Genomic DNA, 18,346 nt, shown 5'->3' with positions numbered 1-18,346 from the left:
TCCTTATAATTAGCTTGCTAGCTATCAAGCCAGATTTTACACTATTCTGCGAGTTTACAGGACAAATTACAAATCCCAGGCCGGCGCGCCGTCATGCGGCCTCGCCTTCAGTCTGCCGCTCGGGTTACTTAAGGATATTGAAACGTGCTCACCAACGTCTTCTCCAGTGCCAAACCGCTGACTGATCTGGTGGTAGGCGCCTCGCTGTTTTTTCCACCGATCTTTAAAGCGGTGATACTCGGTTTTCTGGTCTGGCTGCTGATTCATCCGCTGGTGCGCGGCTGGATCTATTCTGGTGATATCTGGCATCCCACCCTGTTTGATCTCTCGCTGTTTGTGCTGTGCGTTACCGCTGCACTCTGGCTCATCGGTCACGGATAATCGTATGAAATTCAACGCGGTAAAATACTTCTCCACCCTGATTGTGTTTGCGCTGGCGCTGCTGGCTGCCGGCTGGATGTGGAACTATTATATGCAGTCGCCCTGGACCCGCGACGGCAAAGTACGCGCCGAACTGGTCGATATTACGCCTCAGGTCTCGGGCCGCATTACCCAGCTGCAGGTGAAAGACAATCAGTTCGTTCACCGTGGTCAGCTATTGCTGACGCTCGATCCGGTGCCGTGGCAGATTGCGCTCGACAACGCCGATGCCCAGCTCAGCAAAGCGCAGGCCGATCTGGCCCGGGCGCAGCACGAATTTAACCGGCGTAGCCGCCTGCCGCGCAATGTGATTTCGGCCGAAGATCTCGATGCTGCCCGGCTGGCGGCCAATGCCGCCGCCGCCAGCACCAAAGCCGCCCAGGCGGAGCTGGATCGGGCACGCTGGAATCTGCAACAGACCACGCTGACCGCGCCGACCGACGGCTGGATCACCAATCTCACCCTGCGGCCTGGCAACTACGCTACCGCCGGTAGCCCGCTGTTTGCGCTGGTGGATAGCCACTCTTATTACGTGGTGGGCTATTTCGAAGAGACCAAGCTGCGCCACATTCGTCCGGGTGCGGCGGCTCAGGTAGTGCTGTACAGCAATGGCGCACGGCTTCAGGGTCAGGTCGACAGTATTGGCCGCGCCATCTATGACCAGAGCATAGAGACCGACAGCGGGCTGGTGCCGGACGTCAAACCCAACGTGCCCTGGGTGCGTCTGGCGCAACGGGTGCCGGTGCGGATTCATCTCGATCCGCTGCCGGCTGACGTGCCGCTGGTGGCGGGTACCACCTGCACTATCACCATTCAGCCATGAATTTTCAGTGGCTGGCGTGGGATCAGTTGCCGTGGATTAAGGCCAACGCCAATCAGTGGCGTTATGCGTTGCGCAATGCCATTGCCATGTGCCTGGCGCTCAGCATCGCCTATGGACTGGATCTGGATGAGCCGTACTGGGCGATGACCTCCGCGGCGGTGATCAGCTTTCCTACCGTCGGCGGCGCCATCAGTAAGAGTCTGGGCCGGATTGCTGGCAGTCTGCTCGGGGCCAGCGCCGCCCTGCTGATCGCCGGACATACCCTGAATGAGCCCTGGCTGTTTACCTTCGCGATCGCCGGCTGGCTGGGGTTGTGTACCGGCGTCGCCAATCACTATCAGAACAACGTCGCCTACGCTTTTTCGCTCGCCGGTTACACCGCTGCCATTATCGCCTTCAGCAGCGTTAACATCACCGATATCACCGATTTGTGGACCATTGCTCAGGCGCGAGTCTGTGAAGTGATCTCCGGCATTTTGTGTGCCGGCTTTATGATGATGGTGCTGCCGAGTACCTCGGATGGCGAAACCTTAATCACCTCGCTGAAGCAGATGCATGCGCGGCTGCTGGAACATGCGGTTTTACTGCTGCAGCCCTCGGTCAGCGACAACATTCGTACCGCGCACGAGAACGTCATCAGCCAGATTCTGACCATGAACCTGCTGCGAATTCAGGCGTTCTGGAGCCATTACCGCTTTCGCCGGCAAAACAACGTGCTCAACTACGTGCTACACCAGCAGCTGCGGCTGACCAGCGTGCTCTCCAGCCTGCGCCGCATGTTGCTGAACTGGCCCGATGCGCCCGACGCGCTGTTTGCTGCGCTGCAACAGCTGCTGGCGGAGCTGGGCAAACCACAATGTGATAAATACCGGCTGGCGCGCATCCTGCGTAGCGTCACCCCGGCTGCCGATGGCGACTACCGGCAACGCGCCTTCTGTCAGCGGCTGCGCTACTTCTGCTGGATGTATCTCAACGTGCTGCGCTGGATCAGGCTGCTGGATCGGGCCGACGCCGATACCCGCTTCCAGCCGCCGCCGGTCCCGGCGCTGGCACGCGACAGCGACAGCGCCGAAGCGGGCTGGAGCGCGCTGCGCACCTTTAGCGTCATCGTGCTGGGATGCGCGTTCTGGATCAATACCCAATGGTCTTCCGGCGCGGCGGCGCTGACCTTAACCGCCATCGCCTGCGTGCTGTATGCCTCATCGCCTTCACCTGGCGGCAGCGTTATTCTGCTGCTGAAAACTCTGCTGTGGCTGTTTGCCTTCAGCTTTGTCATGAAGTTCGGCCTGATGGTGCAGATCAGTCAGCTGTGGCAGTTTTTGCTGCTGCTGTTTCCGCTGCTGGTGACGCTACAGCTGTTCAAACTCCAGCAAAAGCAGCGGGCGGGGATGTGGGGGCAATTTATCGTGTTTATGGGCTCGTTCATCGCCGTTACTAACCCGCCGACCTGGGATTATCAGGACTTCTTTAACGATAATATCGCCAAAGTGTGCGGAGTACTGCTGGCCTGGCTGGCGTTTCAGCTGCTGCGCCCCAGCTCAGATGCGCGTCGCAGCCGGCGTCATATCCGGGCGCTGCGGCTGGCGTTTCTTGACCAGCTCAGACAGCGTCCGCGGTTGAGTGAAAGCCGGTTTGAATCGCAGATTTATCATCGCATCAGCCAGCTCAGTCACAGCCGGGATGAGCAGGCGCGCGTCTGGTTATTGCGCTGGGGTGTGGTGTTGCTCAACTGCTCGCATATTGTCTGGCAGCTGCGGCAGTGGCGGGCAGATTCCGCCACGCTGATGGAGGTGCGCGACAGCAGCCTGCAGAATCTACAGCGGATTATCAGCAGCCGTGGCGTGCAGCACAGTTCGCTGGACCAGATTCTGACGGAGCTGGAGAGGATGATCGCCACATTGCTGGCGCTGGGCAGTAATGAGGCCAGTGAACTGGCCGGTATTATCTGGCGGCTACGCTGTTCGCTGGCCCAGTTGCAACAGGCGGTACCCGGCTGACTACTGGCAATATTGCTGCTGCTGCCGGTTAAAGTCATCCTGTAGCTGCTGCAGCGTTTTATGGCCCTCAAAGCGGGTTTTATCCACCTCGGTCATCGGTTCGATCACCAGCGCTTTTTCATCCGGCGAGAAGATAAACCGGCGGGTCAGTTCTGTGCCGGTAAAACTTTTGCCCTGAATGCTGCCGCACACCATCGTCATGGTGCGTCGGAAAATAGTGGTTTCAATGAAATTGGTTTCGGTGGCGCTGCGGAACACCTGCTCACAACCCTTCGCTTCCAGTTTGCGCACCGTATTGCGGCTCAGCCATTCACGCCCTTTAGCGATATTTTCACAGGTGCTGCGCATCGGGCTGGTATCAATCGTGCGCTGTAGCTCACGCCCGGTTTCCGTCACCAACTGTGTATCGTTGGGTTTATCGCATCCCACCAGCAGTAAGCACAGCAGTAATGCGCCCTTGTATTTCATACTCCTGCTCCTTGACCCATCGCGCTTTCTTACCTGAATCAATATCATAGGGGGGAAATCGGCGGGATGGTACAACAATTCATAAACGGGCAGGAAGAAAAGCGGGCGGCAAGCGATCGCCGCCCCGAAACTCAGATAACACCGCAGGCAAAGCGTGCGCCGCCGCCGCCCAGCGGTTGGGGATGATCGGCATGGTTATCGCCGCCGACATGCACCATCAACGCTTTGCCCTTAATTTCTCTCAGCGATTTGAGGCGCGGTGCCAGTACCGGGTAGCTGGCGCTGCCTTTATCATCGATATACAGCGCGGGCAGATCGCCGGCATGCCCGTCGGCATAGGGACCCAGATGTTTGCCGCTGTTAGCCGGATCAAAGTGCCCTCCTGCCGCACCGGCAGCCACCACTTTCCCCTGCGATTCACCCGGCTCACAACTGCCCTTCGCATGCACATGAAAACCGTGGATGCCGGGCTGAAGCCCTTTCAGATCCGGGGTGAACTGCAAACCATACTGCGTCTCTTCAATCGTCACACTGCCGAGCGATTTGCCAATCCCCTCCGCCGTAACCTGATGGAGGGTAACCTGCTCACTGGCCGCCGAGGCCGCACCGCAGGCAAGAAGGGCTGATAGCGCAACTGCTTTGATTTTCATTGTGACTCCTTTGAGGTACCAGGGTATGGCATAAGCCTGGTACCGGTTGCGCTATTCTGCCGAAGATTGACGCAGTTTTACGCTTCAGGGCACATCAAAGCCTAACGCCGCCTTGCGGATGCGGAACCATTGCTGACGCGTCAGCGATAAGTTAACCGCGGCGGCCGCTTCACTGACGCGTGCCGTTTTACCGGAACCAATAATTGGCAGCGGTTTGCTCGGCAGCATCATGATCCACGCATACACCACCTGTTCGAGGCTGCTGGCGCCGGTTTCCTGGCGGATAATCTCCAGCTCGTCACGCAGCGGCTGATAATGGGGATCGTTAAACAGGCGGCCACCGCCAAGACAGGACCAGGCCATCGGCCGGAAACGCAACTGCTGGCACTGATCCAGCGTGCCATCCAGCAGCAGATTTTGTTGTACCGGCGAGATCTCCAGCTGGTTCGTGACCAGCGAAAACGGCAGGCGTGACTGCAGCAGCGCGAACTGCGCCGGGGTGAAGTTGGACACGCCGACGTGCAGCACTTTTCCGCTCTGGTGCAGGGCGATAAAGGCTTCGGCGACTTCATCGGCATCCATCAGCGGATCAGGACGGTGAATCAGCAGCAGGTCGAGGCGATCGGTTCCAAAATGACGCAGTGAATTTTCAGCACTCTGCAGGATATGCGCTTTACCGGTGTTGTAATGGCCGATCTGATGTTCAGGACGGGCGCGGGTGGCAATGCCGCATTTGGTGACGATCTGGAGCCGCTCGCGCAGGCCCGGAGCCAGCTTCAGCGCCTCGCCAAATGCCGCTTCGCACTGATAATCACCGTAGATATCCGCATGGTCGACGGTGGTAATACCGAGGCTGAGATGGTGCTCAATAAACGCCACCCGCTGTTGCGGCGACATGCCCCACTCCATCAGCCGCCAGTACCCCATAATCAACGGTGAAAAATCCGGACCCTGCGACGCGATGGCTTGCGGTTGTAACATAACGATCTCCCTGTGGCACGATGGCTGCAATGAATGTGTCAGAGAGTATAACGGAAAGCGAGAGACCGTCAGAACAAGCTCGGCTGATGTGGATCAAGCGGCTCCTCTTTATTCTGTTGCCGCTGCAGGCGCAGGCGACGCTGATAACAGAGACGCAACACCTCACGCTTTTGCGCATCACTAAAGCGCAACCAGTTGAACCGCTCATCACGGCTGCGTAAACATCCCAGACAATAGCCGCGGGCATCGCTCTGGCAAATGCCACGACAGGGACTGGGAACCGGGAAAAATTCAAGCTGCTCGGCCACCGCGACTCCGGATTGAGAGAGTGAACAATCTATTGAAGAGATCTTAGCCGGTTTGTGCAACAAATAAGCATAAGTTCATCTGATTTCTCTGCCAACCCCCAATATACTGAACACTCTGTGCCAAACGGAATCGACTGCCATTGCATTAGACCGACTGGTCTACTAACCTGAGGGCCATGAACAAGACGCAACAACGCAATGAAACCCGCGAACACCTGCTCCGCATTGGTGAGCAGATCTGTCTGCAACGCGGTTTTACCGGCATGGGACTCAGCGAACTGCTGACCCAGGCGGAAGTGCCGAAGGGCTCTTTCTACTATTACTTCCGTTCCAAAGAGACCTTTGGCGTGGCGTTGCTGGAGCGCTATTTTGCGCGTTTCCTGCAGGATGTTGAGTTGCAGCTTAATCAGCCAGACGGTACCCCGCGCGAGCGTCTGCTTAATCATTTCCGGGCGGCAGAACAGCTGTTCACTCAGCAGGGGCACATCGTGGGTTGTCTCGGCGTGAAGGTTTCCGCTGAGGTTTGCGATCTCTCTGAACCGATGCGCGACGCGCTGCAACAGGGTGCGGCAAAAATTACTGCCCTCTATGCCCGCACGCTGAGCGCCGCTGCGCAGCAGGAGTCGCTGTCGTTACCGCATCCGCCGGAACAGATGGCCGAGTTGCTGTCACTGCTGTGGCTGGGAGCCAGTTTACAGAGCAAGATTTCCCGTGAGCCGCAGCCGCTGCGACTCGCATTAAGTACCATCGAACAGTGGCTAAAAATCCACTGATTTTTAAAAACAGCATTTGTAGACGACTGGTCTACTAATCAGGAGCTAATATGGCGAGTACCCAGCTGTTTCGTCCGCTGAAAGTCGGCGCGATTACCGTGCCAAACCGCGTTTTTATGGCGCCGTTGACCCGTCTGCGCAGTATTGAGCCAGGCGATATTCCTACCCCGATGATGGGCGAATATTACCGCCAGCGCGCCAGTGCCGGTTTGATCATTACCGAAGCCACCCAGGTCTCTTTCCAGGCGAAAGGCTATGCCGGCGCACCCGGCTTGCATACTCAACCGCAGATTGCGGCGTGGAAAGCGATTAACGAAGGCGTTCATCAGGCTGGCGGACACACTGCCGTGCAGCTGTGGCACACCGGCCGCATCTCACATAACAGCGTGCAGCCAGACGGTAAAGCTCCGGTTGCACCCTCCGCTATCGCCGCTGGCACCCGCACCTCGCTGCGTGCCGCTGACGGCAGCGTTTATCGCGAAGAGACCTCGTTGCCACGTGAACTGACGGTGGCAGAAATTCAGCAGATCGTGGCCGATTTCGGCCAGGCGGCAGCCAACGCCCGTGAAGCCGATTTCGACCTGCTGGAACTGCACTCGGCGCACGGTTACCTGATCCATCAGTTCCTCGCGCCGGGCTCTAACCAGCGTACCGACGAATATGGCGGCAGCATTGAAAAACGTGGCCGTTTTGCGCTGGAAGTGGTTGATGCCGTGATCGCTAACTGGTCAGCTGACCGGATCGGTATCCGCGTATCACCGATCGGCAGCTTCCAGAATCTGGACAACGGTCCGGATGAAGAAGAAGCGGCGCTGTGGTACATCGGTGAACTGGCGAAGCGCAATATCGCCTATCTGCACCTCTCCGAGCCTGACTGGGCCGGCGGTAAGCCATACAGCGACGCGTTCCGTGAAAAAGTCCGTAACCTGTTCCCTGGGGCGATTATCGGTGCGGGTGCCTACACCGTTGAGAAAGCGGACGACCTGATTGCGCGTGGCCTGATCGATGCGGTTGCGTTTGGTCGCGATTACATCGCCAACCCGGATCTGGTGGAGCGCCTGCAGCAGGATGCGCCGCTCAACCCGCAGCGTCCGGAGAGCTTCTACGGCGGCGGTGCTGAAGGCTATATCGATTACCCAACGCTGTAAGAGAGCGGGCTGCTATCCGGCAGGATGGCAGCCATTATTCATTGGCGATTTTGATCGCTATACTTAGCGCTTGTGTCATCCGGCGATGGCGTTTTGATTATCAAAGAGGATGTTTATGCGTTTACTTCATACCATGCTGCGCGTTGGCGATCTGCAACGCTCAATCGACTTCTATACCCGCGTGCTGGGCATGCGCGTGCTGCGTCAGAGTGAAAATACCGAATATAAATATACGCTGGCGTTTGTTGGTTATACCGAAGAGAGCGAAGGCGCAGTGATCGAACTGACCTACAACTGGGGCGTTGATAAATATGACCTCGGTAACGCTTACGGTCACATCGCGCTGGGCGTCGACGACGTTGCTGCCGCCTGCGAACGTATCCGTAACGATGGCGGCAACGTCACCCGTGAAGCGGGTCCGGTGAAAGGTGGCTCAACCATCATCGCCTTTGTTGAAGATCCTGATGGTTACAAAATCGAACTGATCGAGAACAAACACGCCGGTCACGGCCTGGGCAACTAAACCTGCTCTTCAGCCTGCCCTGTCGGGTGGGCTGACCTCTTCTGCTCCTCTTCATCTGCTGCACCCGGGCCAGATTTTTGCCATAATGCGCGCTGCCCTTTTTCTGCAATGAGATCCTGATGTCTGAATCGAATTCCCCCAATGCACTCAATCAACGTTTCCGTGGCTTCTATCCGGTGGTCATCGACGTCGAAACCGCCGGCTTCAACGCGCAGACCGACGCGCTGCTGGAGATCGCCGCTACCACGCTGAAAATGGATGACGAGGGCTGGATCCATCTCGACCAGACGCTGCATTTTCACGTTGAACCGTTTGTCGGGTCGCTACTGCATCCTGAAGCGCTGGCGTTCACCGGTATCGACCCCAGCAATCCGCTGCGCGGCGCAGTGAGTGAATATGAGGCGCTGCACGCCATCTTCAAGATGGTGCGTAAAGGCATTAAGGATACCGGCTGCAATCGCGCCATTATGGTGGCGCATAATGCGACCTTTGATCTGAACTTCATGAACGCGGCGGCCGAGCGTGCCAGCCTGAAGCGCAACCCTTTCCACCCGTTTGCCACCTTTGATACCGCGGCGCTGAGCGGACTGGTGCTGGGGCAGACCGTGCTGGCGAAGGCGTGTAAAGCCGCGGGCATGGCGTTTGACAGCACCCAGGCTCACTCGGCGCTGTATGATACCCAGCAGACCGCTATTTTGTTCTGTGAACTGGTGAATCGCTGGAAACGGCTGGGTGGCTGGCCCCTGCCCTTCGCCGAAGGCGAAGCAGCCGCGAGCGCTGACTGAGGGATCTGCAATGAAAAAGGCCGACGCGATGTCGGCCTTTTTGTTTTATTCCGCTTCTTTAAACTTCTCTGCGGTCTCTTTAATCAGCGACTGCAGTTCACCGCGCTGGAACATCTCAACGATGATGTCACATCCGCCGACCAGTTCGCCATCAATCCACAGCTGCGGGAAGGTTGGCCAGTTGGCATATTTCGGCAGCTCTGCACGAATGTCTGGGTTCTGCAGAATATCCACGTAAGCAAAACGCTCACCGCAGGCTGACAGCGCCTGAACCGCCTGCGCAGAGAAACCGCAGCTTGGCAGTTTCGGGGAACCTTTCATGTACAGCAGGATCGGGTTTTCTGCGATCTGGCGCTGAATTTTTTCTACAGTACTCATAATTGCCTTCCTTAATTCATTACTTCGTGTTTGTTTATTGTAGCGACTTCGCCCCAGGACTGAAAACGAGATTTTGGCCGTTGCCCGATTAAATCGCCATGTTTGTTAACTCCTGTTTTCGGCCCTGTTAACCCATGATTATTAACCGCAGGTAACATATTAATAATTTGCAATAGTTTTGTAGATATAAGATGCTGAAAATGCTCATTTTCGACACAACTGTGCGTGTCCGAAAGATTAATAAAAAAAGGCGTTACGGTTTTCAGGCGAACTGGACTAGAATGGCTTCGGCACTGATCCTGGATCAGATTATTCCCAACTTTGTCGTGGTGCGTAGTGGCCCTGACAACTTAACTAAAACCGGACTATGCGTTTAATCATTACGCTTTTCATCCTTGCCTTTGCGCAACTGTTCTTCAACATCGCTTCTGCTTCCCCGCAGGCGCCGGTGAATGTCAGTTCGCATAAAGCAGAGAAAAAGAGTGCGCGCGAAGATGAGCGCCGCAAGCGTCGCCCGTTGAAAACGTCGGCGAAGAAAACACGCGTCAGCCCGATCCAGAAGCTCAAACTCAAAAAACAGAAAAAAAGCGAACTCAGCGCCAGCCATCTTTCCGCAAAGAAAAGCAAAACTCCACTCAAAACCGCCAGTAAAAAACGTTACGGCCATCAGCGTACGCTCAAAACCGCAGACGCCAGCAGCAGTGACATCGGCACCATTAAAATGAGCAAGTCACATCGTCAGCGCTACCAGAAAGCGCGTGAGACGGCGATGACCAAGCTGATGGGCCAGCTGGGCAAACCCTATCAGTGGGGCGGCACCTCACCGCACACCGGTTTCGACTGCAGCGGCCTAGTCTGGTACGCCTATAAAGATCTGGTCAAGTTTAAGATCCCGCGTACCGCCAATGAGATGTACCACCTGCGCGACGCCGCGCCGGTAAAACGCGAGTCGCTGGAGAAAGGCGATTTAGTCTTCTTCCGGATTAATGGTCGCGGCACCGCCGATCACGTTGGGGTTTATCTCGGCAACGGCAAATTTATTCAGTCACCTCGCACCGGCAAAGATATTCAGATCAGTGCGCTGGGTGAAGATTACTGGCAGCGCCACTACATCGGCGCGCGGCGGGTAATGACCCCGAAAACCATTCGTTAAGCGGCTTCGCTACGCGAAAATCAAACAGAGAAAAGCCGGGCGATGCCCGGCTTTTTCATTAGTGCAGCACCGCTGTAAAGCTAAAGGCGACGATCATCAGCAGACAGCCGACGGTAGTCATCAGGGCCAGTTTCAAATCAGTACTCATTTAGCGCTCCTTAGTCACATATTTTGTAGGGATAAGCCATTTTCCCATAGGGGCTGGTAAAAATCTCGTTTTATCCGTTCAGCCTTGTTAGAATCCTGCCTTTGTTGCGCAACGCGCGCAATCCCGGTTCCGTTTGCTCTCCTTTTCAGGCGCTCATTACCCGCCAGACGCCTGTTTACCGGTCAGAAAAGCTGCATAATTGCGGGGAAAACCCTGAGCAGACGCAAACGTTTAACATTATGCTTATCATTGCGTTAGATAAGCCCTGGAGTCCGATTTTAATGGCAACAATTAAAGATGTGGCAAAACGCGCCGGCGTCTCAACGACCACCGTTTCGCACGTCATCAACAAAACGCGTTTTGTCGCTGAAGAGACGCGCAACGCGGTCTGGCAGGCGATTCAGGAACTGCACTATTCACCGAGCGCGGTGGCGCGCAGCCTGAAGGTGAATCACACCAAAACGCTGGGCCTGCTGGCAACCTCCAGCGAAGCGCCCTACTTTGCTGAAATTATTGAAGCGGTGGAGAATCACTGCTTCGATAAAGGCTACACCCTGATTCTGGGCAATGCGCACAACGACCTGCAAAAGCAGCGTGCCTATCTCAGCATGATGGCGCAGAAGCGCGTCGATGGACTGCTGGTGATGTGCTCTGAGTATCCGGACGATCTGTTAAAGATGCTGGAAGAGAATCGCAATATCCCGATGGTGGTGATGGACTGGGGTGAATCACGCGCTGACTTCACCGACACGGTGCTGGATAATGCCTTTCAGGGCGGCTACCTGGCCGGACGTTATCTGATTGAGCGCGGTCACCGTGATATTGGCGCGATTCCCGGCCAGATGGAACGCAACACCGGCGGCGGACGTCACGCGGGTTTCCTCAAGGCGCTGGAAGAAGCAGGCATTCAGCCGCGTGCCGAATGGATCGTGCAGGGCGACTTCGAGCCGGAGTCGGGCTATCAGGCGATGCAGCAGATCCTGTCGCAGAAACAGCGTCCGACTGCGGTGTTCTGCGGGGGCGATATCATGGCGATGGGCGCGATTTGCGCCGCCGATGAGATGGGATTGCGGGTGCCGCAGGACATTTCGGTGATCGGTTATGACAATGTGCGCAACGCGCGCTACTTTGCGCCTGCGCTGACCACGGTGCATCAGCCAAAAGCGCAACTGGGTGAGAAAGCGCTGGAGATGTTGCTGGATCGCATCACCAGTAAACGTGAGATTTCTCAGACCATCGAAGTACACCCAACGCTGATTGAACGCCGTTCGGTGGCTGACGGTCCGTTCCGCGACTACCGCCGTTAATCTTCGCTTAACCACTCCTGATTAAGCGTTTGCGCATCACCCAGATAGCTGAGTAACCAGCCCGTTGCCGGTGATGCGCGATCTTCCGCCCAGCTTACGCAACAGGGACTGTCCGGAAACGCGACCGGCAACGTTAATTCTACCAGCGCTCCGCTGTCCAGTAATGGCCGCGCCAGATGCCCAGGCACCATCGCCACGCACAATCCCTCCAGCACGCAATCCAGTCCGGTCTGCCATTCCGGCACCACCAGCCGACGCTGATTGTCGAGCGTCCACGTCATCCGGCGCGGCAGCGCGCGCGAGGTATCTTCCAGCACCAGCGACGGCCAGCTGCGCAGGGTGTCGTCGTCAATCTGGCTCACCCCGGTCAGCGGATGGTGGTGCGCCACCACACAACGCCAGTTGAGCGTCCCCATGTCGCGAAAGGCAAAGCGTCCGCCGACCGGTATCGCCTGAGTGGCACCGATAGCCACTTCAACCCGATCATCGGCCAGCGCATCCCAGACGCCGTTAAACACTTCATAACTGATGTGCAACTCCATGTCGGGGAAATGGCGGTAAAAATCCTTGACTAACTGCCGGGTGCGCTGCGGCTTGACGATGCAGTCGACCGCAATACTCAGCTGTCCACGCCAGCCGTTAGCCAGCTGCTGACACTGGCGGCGGGTGGCGAGCATTTTTTTGATAACGCTGCGCCCTTCCCGGACAAAATGCTCGCCGGCGGGGGTTAATACCACCTCGCGATGCTGGCGCTCAAACAGCGGTACCGCCAGCCACGTTTCCAGCTGACGCACGGTGTAGCTGATAGCTGACGGCACCCGATGCAGCTCCTGCGCCGCGGCGCTGAAGCTGCCACCGCGCGCCACCGCATCCACCACCTCTAAAGCATATTCTGACCACATAATCTGCCTTCAAATTTTTTAACAGCAACCGGCAAATATTAGCGTTTCACAGCGGCAAACGCACCTTTTACACTCTGCCGCGTTCAACCTGCAAAATGAGAATCAGATGTCACCGTCAAAAGGATTTATGCCGTATCTCGCTCTGCTGAGCATGCTGGGCTTTTTAGCCACCGATATGTACCTGCCCGCCTTTGGCGCGATGCAGCAAACCTTTAACACCTCACCCGGCCTGATCAGCGCCAGTATGAGCCTGTTCCTGGCGGGATTTGCCTGCGGTCAGCTGTTCTGGGGACCACTGTCAGACCGCATCGGCCGCAAGCCGGTATTGCTGGCCGGTCTGGCGCTGTTTGCCGTCGGCTGCGCCGGTATGCTGTGGGTCAATGATATTTATCTGATGCTGGCGCTGCGCTTTGTTCAGGCGATCGGCGTCTGTGCCGCAGCCGTTAGCTGGCAGGCGCTGGTAGTCGATCGCTATCCGGCGGCGCGGGCCAACAAAGTGTTCGCCACCATTATGCCGCTGGTGGCGCTCTCACCGGCGCTGGCACCGTTGCTGGGTGCCTGGCTGATCGGCCATTTTCACTGGCGTTCTATTTTCCTGGTGCTGACGCTGATTGCCGTGGCGCTGATCCTTACCACCCTGCGCCTGCCGGGCAGCCGTAAAGCCAAAGGTGAACAAGGCGCACAGCCTGGTTTTTTCACCCTGCTGAAGTCGCGGGTCTACAGCGGCAACGTGCTGATCTACTCCGCCTGCTCCGCCAGCTTTTTTGCCTGGCTGACCGGCTCGCCGTTTATTCTGGCCGATCTGGGCCTGACGCCCGCCGACATCGGTCTGAGCTATCTGCCACAGACGGTTGCATTCCTGATTGGCGGTTTCGGCTGCCGCGCCCTGCTCAACCGTTTTACTGGCGCACAGTTGCTGCCGTGGCTGCTGGCGATCTATAGCCTGAGCATTCTGGCGCTGTTTGCGGTTGCGCTTTCCGGCCACAGTACGCTGGTCAACCTGCTGCTGCCGTTCTGCGGCATGGCGCTGGCCAATGGTGCCATCTACCCGATCGTGGTTTCCGCTGCGCTGATGCCTTTCCCTGACGCCACCGGTAAAGCGGCAGCATTGCAGAATACTCTGCAACTGGGATTATGCTTCGCCGCCAGCCTGGCCGTCTCGGCCGGACTGACGCAGCCGCTGCTGACCACTACCCTGATGATGGCGCTGACTATCCTGCTCGCCCTGCTCGGCTTCGTGATGCAGCGTGTTGCAAACGCACAATCTGATGTTGCCACCCCCTCTACCGCCTGCCAGGATAATCACTGAAGCAATGATTTTTTAGTTAGCTCACTAACAATAAGTCATTGAATATTGACCCGCGTGGGAATATACTCATTCGGGTCAATAAATCCGCATCAAATCAACAACATAATAACATTACACAATGATTGGCAACCGGCTCGCCGGGAGGATGTCTGCGCGCACGTCAGGATTTATGCGTCGGATCCTTTTGCACCATTTCAATCCTCTGTATCACGCCAGATATCTGGTTTACAGAGTCATCCGTGACTTTTCTCAATTCCTGAAGAAATTGACTATTCTTTTTCAGGTTAAGATTGGACAGGTGGTGGAGAAGCTATGAGTTCATCGTATGTAGAAGAAGTGAGCCTCGAAGAAAACCATTGGTATCGCATCGTTCACGAACTGCTGGAAAAAGCAGATATCGAAATTAATGGTTCACGAAGCTGGGATATTCAGGTTAAAAATCCTGACTTCTTTAAACGTGTTCTGCAGGAGGGATCGCTGGGTCTGGGCGAAAGTTATATGGACGGCTGGTGGGAATGCGATCGGCTGGATATATTTTTCCACCACGTACTCAAACATAAACTGGACCAGCAACTTCCTCATCATTTTAAAGATACGCTGCGTATTGCCGCGGCGCGCTTAACCAACCTCCAGTCGAAAAAACGCGCCTGGATTGTCGGTAAAGAGCATTATGATTTAGGAAACGATTTGTTTTCTCTGATGCTTGATCCTTATATGCAGTACTCCTGTGGCTACTGGAAGGAAGCCACCACGCTCGCCGCCGCGCAGGAAGCGAAGCTGGATATGATTTGCCGCAAATTAGCACTGGAGCCGGGCATGTCGCTGCTGGATATTGGCTGCGGCTGGGGCGGACTGGCAGAATTTGCCGCACGTCATTATGGCGTTAAAGTGCATGGTGTTACCATTTCGGCTGAACAGCAGAAACTGGCGCAGCAGCGCTGTGAAGGATTAGACGTCACCATTCTATTACAGGACTATCGCGATTTGAATGAACAGTTTGACCGCATTGTGTCGGTCGGAATGTTTGAGCATGTCGGTCCTAAAAATTACGCCACCTATTTTGATGTCGTCGATCGTAATTTAAAGCCAGACGGTATTTTCCTGCTGCACACCATCGGTGCGATTAAAACCGATATGAATGTGGATCCGTGGATCGATAAATATATTTTCCCGAATGGCTGTCTGCCTTCGGTACGCCATATTGCCGACGCCAGCGAACCGCATTTTATTCTGGAAGACTGGCATAACTTTGGCGCAGATTACGACACCACTCTGATGGCGTGGTATGAACGCTTTATCCAGGCCTGGCCGCAATTAGCAGATAGCTACGGTGAACGCTTTAAGCGCATGTTCTCTTATTACCTTAACGCCTGTGCCGGCGCGTTTCGCGCTCGCGACATTCAGTTATGGCAGGTGGTGTTCAGTCGGGGCGTGGAAGGCGGGTTACGCGTGGCGCGTTGAAACCTCTGCGGGAGCGGATAAACGATAAAAAAGGCGCTGATGCGCCTTCTTTTTTAGCTTTCTGCCGTCGGTTGCCCGGTCAGCATATTCATCGCCGCCGCCGCATCACGCTGCGCTAATACCCGCTCAACGGTGTCGACAATTGCCTGGGTATGCGGATCGATCTCGATATTAACCCGGTCGCCAAAGGTTTTTGTTCCTAAGGTAGTGCGTTCCAGCGTTTCCGGGATCAGATAGACGCAGAATTTGGTTCGGGTTACATCCCCGACCGTCAGGCTTATCCCGTCGATACCAACGAAGCCTTTGTGCAGGATATATTTCATCTGGGTCGGATCCTGGATCTTAAACCAGACTTCGCGGTTATGTTCCGACTGGATGATTTTGCAGATTTCAGCGGTGGTCATAATATGACCAGACATCAGGTGTCCGCCTATTTCATCGCTGAATTTTGCGGCGCGTTCAATATTGACCACATCTCCCTGACGTAAATCGCCGAGGTTGGTGACGCGCAGGGTCTCTTTTATTAAATCAAAACTGACCCGATCGCCATCAATAGCCGTCACGGTTAAGCAGCAGCCGTTGTGTGCCACCGATGCGCCCAGTGCCAGCCCCGGCAATAATTCTTCCGGCAACCTGACGGTGTGAGTACGGAACAGCTCTTTCTCATCAATGGACACTATTTCTGCGGTGCCCTGCACAATACCGGTAAACATAGTCTTTGCCTCTGCGAAGTTTGCGCTAGTTTATCACAGCTCACGTCCGCTGTTAGCTTTCAGCCGGCGGCGTAGCCTTACAGCGTAGCAAAACGCATGCAGTGACAAAGATTGGCGAATCCGCTATCGCCAGTTACACTAGCTGACGCAATTCCTGGGGCTTCCCTGCCCCGCCATTATTTCATTTAACTTTTCAGGTGTTAACGTGCAGAAGTATTTAACAGAAGCGCGTCAATTGCTTGCCCTTGCGATTCCGGTCATCCTTGCTCAGGTGGCTCAAACCGCAATGGGATTTGTGGATACCATTATGGCCGGCGCCGTCAGCGCCACGGATATGGCCGCCGTCGCTGTCGGCACCTCTATCTGGCTTCCGGCCATCCTGTTTGGTCATGGTCTTCTGCTTGCATTGACGCCCACGGTTGCGCAACTCAACGGCTCTGGCCGCCGCGAACGCATCGCCGAGCAAATCCGCCAGGGTTACTGGCTGGCCCTGTTTGTTTCGCTGTTGATCATGATGCTGTTATGGCATGCCGGCTACTTAATCCGGGCGATGCATGACATCGATCCGCTGCTGGCGATGAAAGCAGAAGGCTACCTGCATGCCCTGCTGTTTGGCGCACCGGGCTATCTGTTTTTTCAGGTGCTGCGTAATCAGTGCGAAGGCCTGTCGAAAACCAAGCCGGGTATGGTGTTGGGCTTTCTCGGTCTGATGGTTAATATCCCGCTGAACTACATCTTTATTTATGGCCATTTCGGCATGCCGGCGCTGGGCGGCGTGGGCTGTGGCGTGGCAACGGCCTCGGTCTACTGGGTGATGTTCATCTGCATGCGCTTCTGGGTCCGCCGGATGAGCACCATGCGCGATATCCATCTGACCAGCAGCTGGTCACCGCCTTCGCGTCCGATTCTGACCCGTCTGATGACGCTGGGCTTACCGGTGGCGCTGGCGCTATTCTTCGAGGTCACGCTGTTTGCTGTGGTCGCACTGCTGGTGTCGCCGCTGGGTATTGTTAACGTCGCCGGTCATCAGATCGCGCTCAACTTCAGTTCACTGATGTTCGTTCTGCCGTTGTCACTGGGCGTGGCCACCACCATCCGGGTTGGCTATCGGCTGGGTCAGGGGTCAACCGAGCAGGCCAAAGTCGCCGCCTGGACCGCCCAGGGCGTCGGCATCAGCATGGCCGCGCTGACCGCGCTGTTTACTGTGACCTTCCGGCATCAGATCGCCCTGCTGTATAACGACAATCCGGAAGTGGTGACGCTGGCGGCGCAGTTGATGCTGCTGGCGGCCATCTATCAGTTTTCTGACTCGATCCAGGTGATTGGCAGCGGTATTTTGCGCGGCTATAAAGATACCCGCTCGATCTTCTTTATCACCTTTATCGCCTACTGGCTGCTGGGCCTGCCGGCCGGCTATTTACTGGCACTGACCGACTGGCTGGTGCCGCGAATGGGGCCGGCAGGCTTCTGGTGCGGCTTCATTGTCGGGCTGACATCGGCGGCGGTAATGATGATTTGGCGGATCAGGCGCTTGCAACAGTCACCTGCCGAGGTGATCCTGACGCGCGCGGCGCGCTAACCGGTTGAGCGGGCGGTAAAAGGCCCGCGATGCCTAAAAAAACGACGCATAGCACAGTTGCTGTTCAGTCACGGTGAAAAAACCATTTTTCCCCTTGCCAGCCTCTTCGGCTGCCGTTAATATTCGTCCCCGCTGTCGCCCAGACAGCGTGTTGCGCTCTTAGCTCAGTTGGTTAGAGCACCACCTTGACATGGTGGGGGTCGATGGTTCGAGTCCATTAGAGCGCACCAAGTGCGTCCGTAGCTCAGTTGGTTAGAGCACCACCTTGACATGGTGGGGGTCGGTGGTTCGAGTCCACTCGGACGCACCATTTCCTGTAAGCGTTCTTAGCTCAGTTGGTTAGAGCACCACCTTGACATGGTGGGGGTCGATGGTTCGAGTCCATTAGAACGCACCACTTTCAGAATTTCTCCCGCTTGCGCAACTCCCCCTTTTATTGATCTACATCTCTTCCTGTGCTGCTTTTCAATTGGTTTTCGCATACTTAGCGACTATACTGTGCCGCGTTGTCCACTTGAAA

The 18,346-nt window shown here is 56.1% G+C and carries 20 protein-coding genes and 3 tRNA genes; 15 read left to right on the top strand and 8 right to left on the bottom strand.

The features are described from left to right. The first annotated feature begins 144 nt into the window (after nucleotides 1-144). From AC6I8D_RS08425 to AC6I8D_RS08415, 3 genes are read left to right on the top strand one after another with little or no spacing between them, the layout of a single operon-like run. A complete protein-coding gene (locus tag AC6I8D_RS08425) occupies nucleotides 145-381 on the top strand; it encodes a DUF1656 domain-containing protein (RefSeq protein WP_031375724.1) in 237 nt (78 codons plus the stop codon). Nucleotides 382-385: 4 nt separating this feature from the next. After that, nucleotides 386-1,243: an efflux RND transporter periplasmic adaptor subunit gene (locus AC6I8D_RS08420; RefSeq protein ID WP_312057184.1), complete on the top strand. Its 858-nt coding sequence runs from the start codon at nucleotides 386-388 to the stop codon at nucleotides 1,241-1,243. Continuing rightward, the gene (locus tag AC6I8D_RS08415) at nucleotides 1,240-3,240 is read left to right on the top strand and encodes an FUSC family protein (RefSeq protein ID WP_312756779.1); all 2,001 of its coding nucleotides are present in this window, start codon (nucleotides 1,240-1,242) and stop codon (nucleotides 3,238-3,240) included. The genes AC6I8D_RS08420 and AC6I8D_RS08415 overlap by 4 nt, the downstream gene beginning before the upstream one ends. Here the strand turns inward: AC6I8D_RS08415 and AC6I8D_RS08410 are convergent, their stop codons facing one another. The 4 genes from AC6I8D_RS08410 to AC6I8D_RS08395 all read right to left on the bottom strand — a co-directional run bounded on the left by AC6I8D_RS08410 (nucleotide 3,241) and on the right by AC6I8D_RS08395 (nucleotide 5,647). Beyond that, a complete protein-coding gene (locus AC6I8D_RS08410) occupies nucleotides 3,241-3,708 on the bottom strand; it encodes a hypothetical protein (RefSeq protein ID WP_312756778.1) in 468 nt (155 codons plus the stop codon). Between the two features lie 131 nt (nucleotides 3,709-3,839). Continuing rightward, nucleotides 3,840-4,358: a superoxide dismutase [Cu-Zn] SodC gene (gene sodC, locus AC6I8D_RS08405; RefSeq protein ID WP_497819937.1), complete on the bottom strand. Its 519-nt coding sequence runs from the start codon at nucleotides 4,356-4,358 to the stop codon at nucleotides 3,840-3,842. Nucleotides 4,359-4,442: 84 nt separating this feature from the next. Continuing rightward, complete coding sequence (locus AC6I8D_RS08400; protein ID WP_312057180.1) at nucleotides 4,443-5,339, bottom strand: aldo/keto reductase; 897 nt, start codon at nucleotides 5,337-5,339, stop codon at nucleotides 4,443-4,445. 68 nt (nucleotides 5,340-5,407) lie between these two features. Then, a complete protein-coding gene (locus tag AC6I8D_RS08395) occupies nucleotides 5,408-5,647 on the bottom strand; it encodes a DUF1289 domain-containing protein (protein ID WP_312057179.1) in 240 nt (79 codons plus the stop codon). A 176-nt stretch (nucleotides 5,648-5,823) separates the two neighbouring features. On the opposite strand from AC6I8D_RS08395, the gene AC6I8D_RS08390 reads away from it, so the two are divergent. From AC6I8D_RS08390 to rnt, 4 genes are all read left to right on the top strand, one after another. Beyond that, on the top strand, nucleotides 5,824-6,420 hold the full coding sequence (locus tag AC6I8D_RS08390) for a TetR/AcrR family transcriptional regulator (RefSeq protein ID WP_312756771.1): 597 nt from the start codon (nucleotides 5,824-5,826) through the stop codon (nucleotides 6,418-6,420). Nucleotides 6,421-6,470: 50 nt separating this feature from the next. Continuing rightward, nucleotides 6,471-7,568: an alkene reductase gene (locus AC6I8D_RS08385; protein ID WP_497819936.1), complete on the top strand. Its 1,098-nt coding sequence runs from the start codon at nucleotides 6,471-6,473 to the stop codon at nucleotides 7,566-7,568. 115 nt (nucleotides 7,569-7,683) lie between these two features. Further along, nucleotides 7,684-8,091: a lactoylglutathione lyase gene (gene gloA / locus AC6I8D_RS08380; RefSeq protein WP_031375718.1), complete on the top strand. Its 408-nt coding sequence runs from the start codon at nucleotides 7,684-7,686 to the stop codon at nucleotides 8,089-8,091. A gap of 119 nt (nucleotides 8,092-8,210) precedes the next feature. Next, on the top strand, nucleotides 8,211-8,876 hold the full coding sequence (gene rnt / locus AC6I8D_RS08375; protein ID WP_031375717.1) for a ribonuclease T: 666 nt from the start codon (nucleotides 8,211-8,213) through the stop codon (nucleotides 8,874-8,876). Nucleotides 8,877-8,921: 45 nt separating this feature from the next. Here the strand turns inward: rnt and AC6I8D_RS08370 are convergent, their stop codons facing one another. Continuing rightward, nucleotides 8,922-9,257: a Grx4 family monothiol glutaredoxin gene (locus AC6I8D_RS08370; protein WP_176035873.1), complete on the bottom strand. Its 336-nt coding sequence runs from the start codon at nucleotides 9,255-9,257 to the stop codon at nucleotides 8,922-8,924. A gap of 364 nt (nucleotides 9,258-9,621) precedes the next feature. On the opposite strand from AC6I8D_RS08370, the gene AC6I8D_RS08365 reads away from it, so the two are divergent. Continuing rightward, entirely contained in the window at nucleotides 9,622-10,407 is a 786-nt protein-coding gene (locus AC6I8D_RS08365) for a C40 family peptidase (RefSeq protein ID WP_497819935.1), read from the top strand. 58 nt (nucleotides 10,408-10,465) lie between these two features. Here the strand turns inward: AC6I8D_RS08365 and cydH are convergent, their stop codons facing one another. After that, nucleotides 10,466-10,555 carry a cytochrome bd-I oxidase subunit CydH gene (gene cydH, locus AC6I8D_RS08360; RefSeq protein WP_122983609.1) on the bottom strand — a complete coding sequence of 30 codons (90 nt, stop codon included), beginning with the start codon at nucleotides 10,553-10,555 and terminating at the stop codon, nucleotides 10,466-10,468. Nucleotides 10,556-10,836: 281 nt separating this feature from the next. Here cydH and purR point away from each other — a divergent pair, with 281 nt between their 5' ends. Continuing rightward, the gene (gene purR / locus AC6I8D_RS08355) at nucleotides 10,837-11,862 is read left to right on the top strand and encodes an HTH-type transcriptional repressor PurR (protein WP_312057614.1); all 1,026 of its coding nucleotides are present in this window, start codon (nucleotides 10,837-10,839) and stop codon (nucleotides 11,860-11,862) included. On the opposite strand, the gene punR is transcribed toward purR, so the two are convergent. Continuing rightward, the gene (punR, locus tag AC6I8D_RS08350; protein ID WP_497819934.1) at nucleotides 11,859-12,764 is read right to left on the bottom strand and encodes a DNA-binding transcriptional activator PunR; all 906 of its coding nucleotides are present in this window, start codon (nucleotides 12,762-12,764) and stop codon (nucleotides 11,859-11,861) included. The genes purR and punR overlap by 4 nt on opposite strands. Nucleotides 12,765-12,870: 106 nt before the next feature. On the opposite strand from punR, the gene punC reads away from it, so the two are divergent. Together punC and cfa are read left to right on the top strand one after the other, a co-directional pair. Beyond that, complete coding sequence (punC, locus tag AC6I8D_RS08345) at nucleotides 12,871-14,073, top strand: purine nucleoside transporter PunC (protein WP_497819933.1); 1,203 nt, start codon at nucleotides 12,871-12,873, stop codon at nucleotides 14,071-14,073. A gap of 312 nt (nucleotides 14,074-14,385) precedes the next feature. After that, nucleotides 14,386-15,534, top strand: a complete 1,149-nt coding sequence (gene cfa / locus AC6I8D_RS08340) for a cyclopropane fatty acyl phospholipid synthase (protein WP_312057608.1) — start codon at nucleotides 14,386-14,388, stop codon at nucleotides 15,532-15,534. A 53-nt stretch (nucleotides 15,535-15,587) separates the two neighbouring features. Here the strand turns inward: cfa and AC6I8D_RS08335 are convergent, their stop codons facing one another. Next, nucleotides 15,588-16,247, bottom strand: a complete 660-nt coding sequence (locus tag AC6I8D_RS08335; protein WP_497819932.1) for a riboflavin synthase subunit alpha — start codon at nucleotides 16,245-16,247, stop codon at nucleotides 15,588-15,590. 205 nt (nucleotides 16,248-16,452) lie between these two features. Between AC6I8D_RS08335 and AC6I8D_RS08330 the strand changes: the two genes are divergently transcribed. From AC6I8D_RS08330 to AC6I8D_RS08315, 4 genes are all read left to right on the top strand, one after another. After that, nucleotides 16,453-17,826 (top strand): MATE family efflux transporter, encoded by a 1,374-nt coding sequence (locus AC6I8D_RS08330; RefSeq protein WP_312057701.1) that lies wholly within the window; start codon nucleotides 16,453-16,455, stop codon nucleotides 17,824-17,826. A 153-nt stretch (nucleotides 17,827-17,979) separates the two neighbouring features. Further along, a tRNA-Val gene (locus AC6I8D_RS08325) sits at nucleotides 17,980-18,056 on the top strand. Nucleotides 18,057-18,059: 3 nt separating this feature from the next. Then, nucleotides 18,060-18,136 (top strand) — tRNA-Val (locus AC6I8D_RS08320). 10 nt (nucleotides 18,137-18,146) lie between these two features. Continuing rightward, nucleotides 18,147-18,223 (top strand) — tRNA-Val (locus AC6I8D_RS08315). The last annotated feature ends 123 nt before the right edge of the window (nucleotides 18,224-18,346 follow it).

Source organism: Pantoea sp. X-Soil-MYKO-1785 (assembly GCF_059730675.1).
The sequence above is the reverse complement of the archived record's forward strand: the minus strand, read 5'-3'. Positions and strand labels throughout refer to the sequence as shown.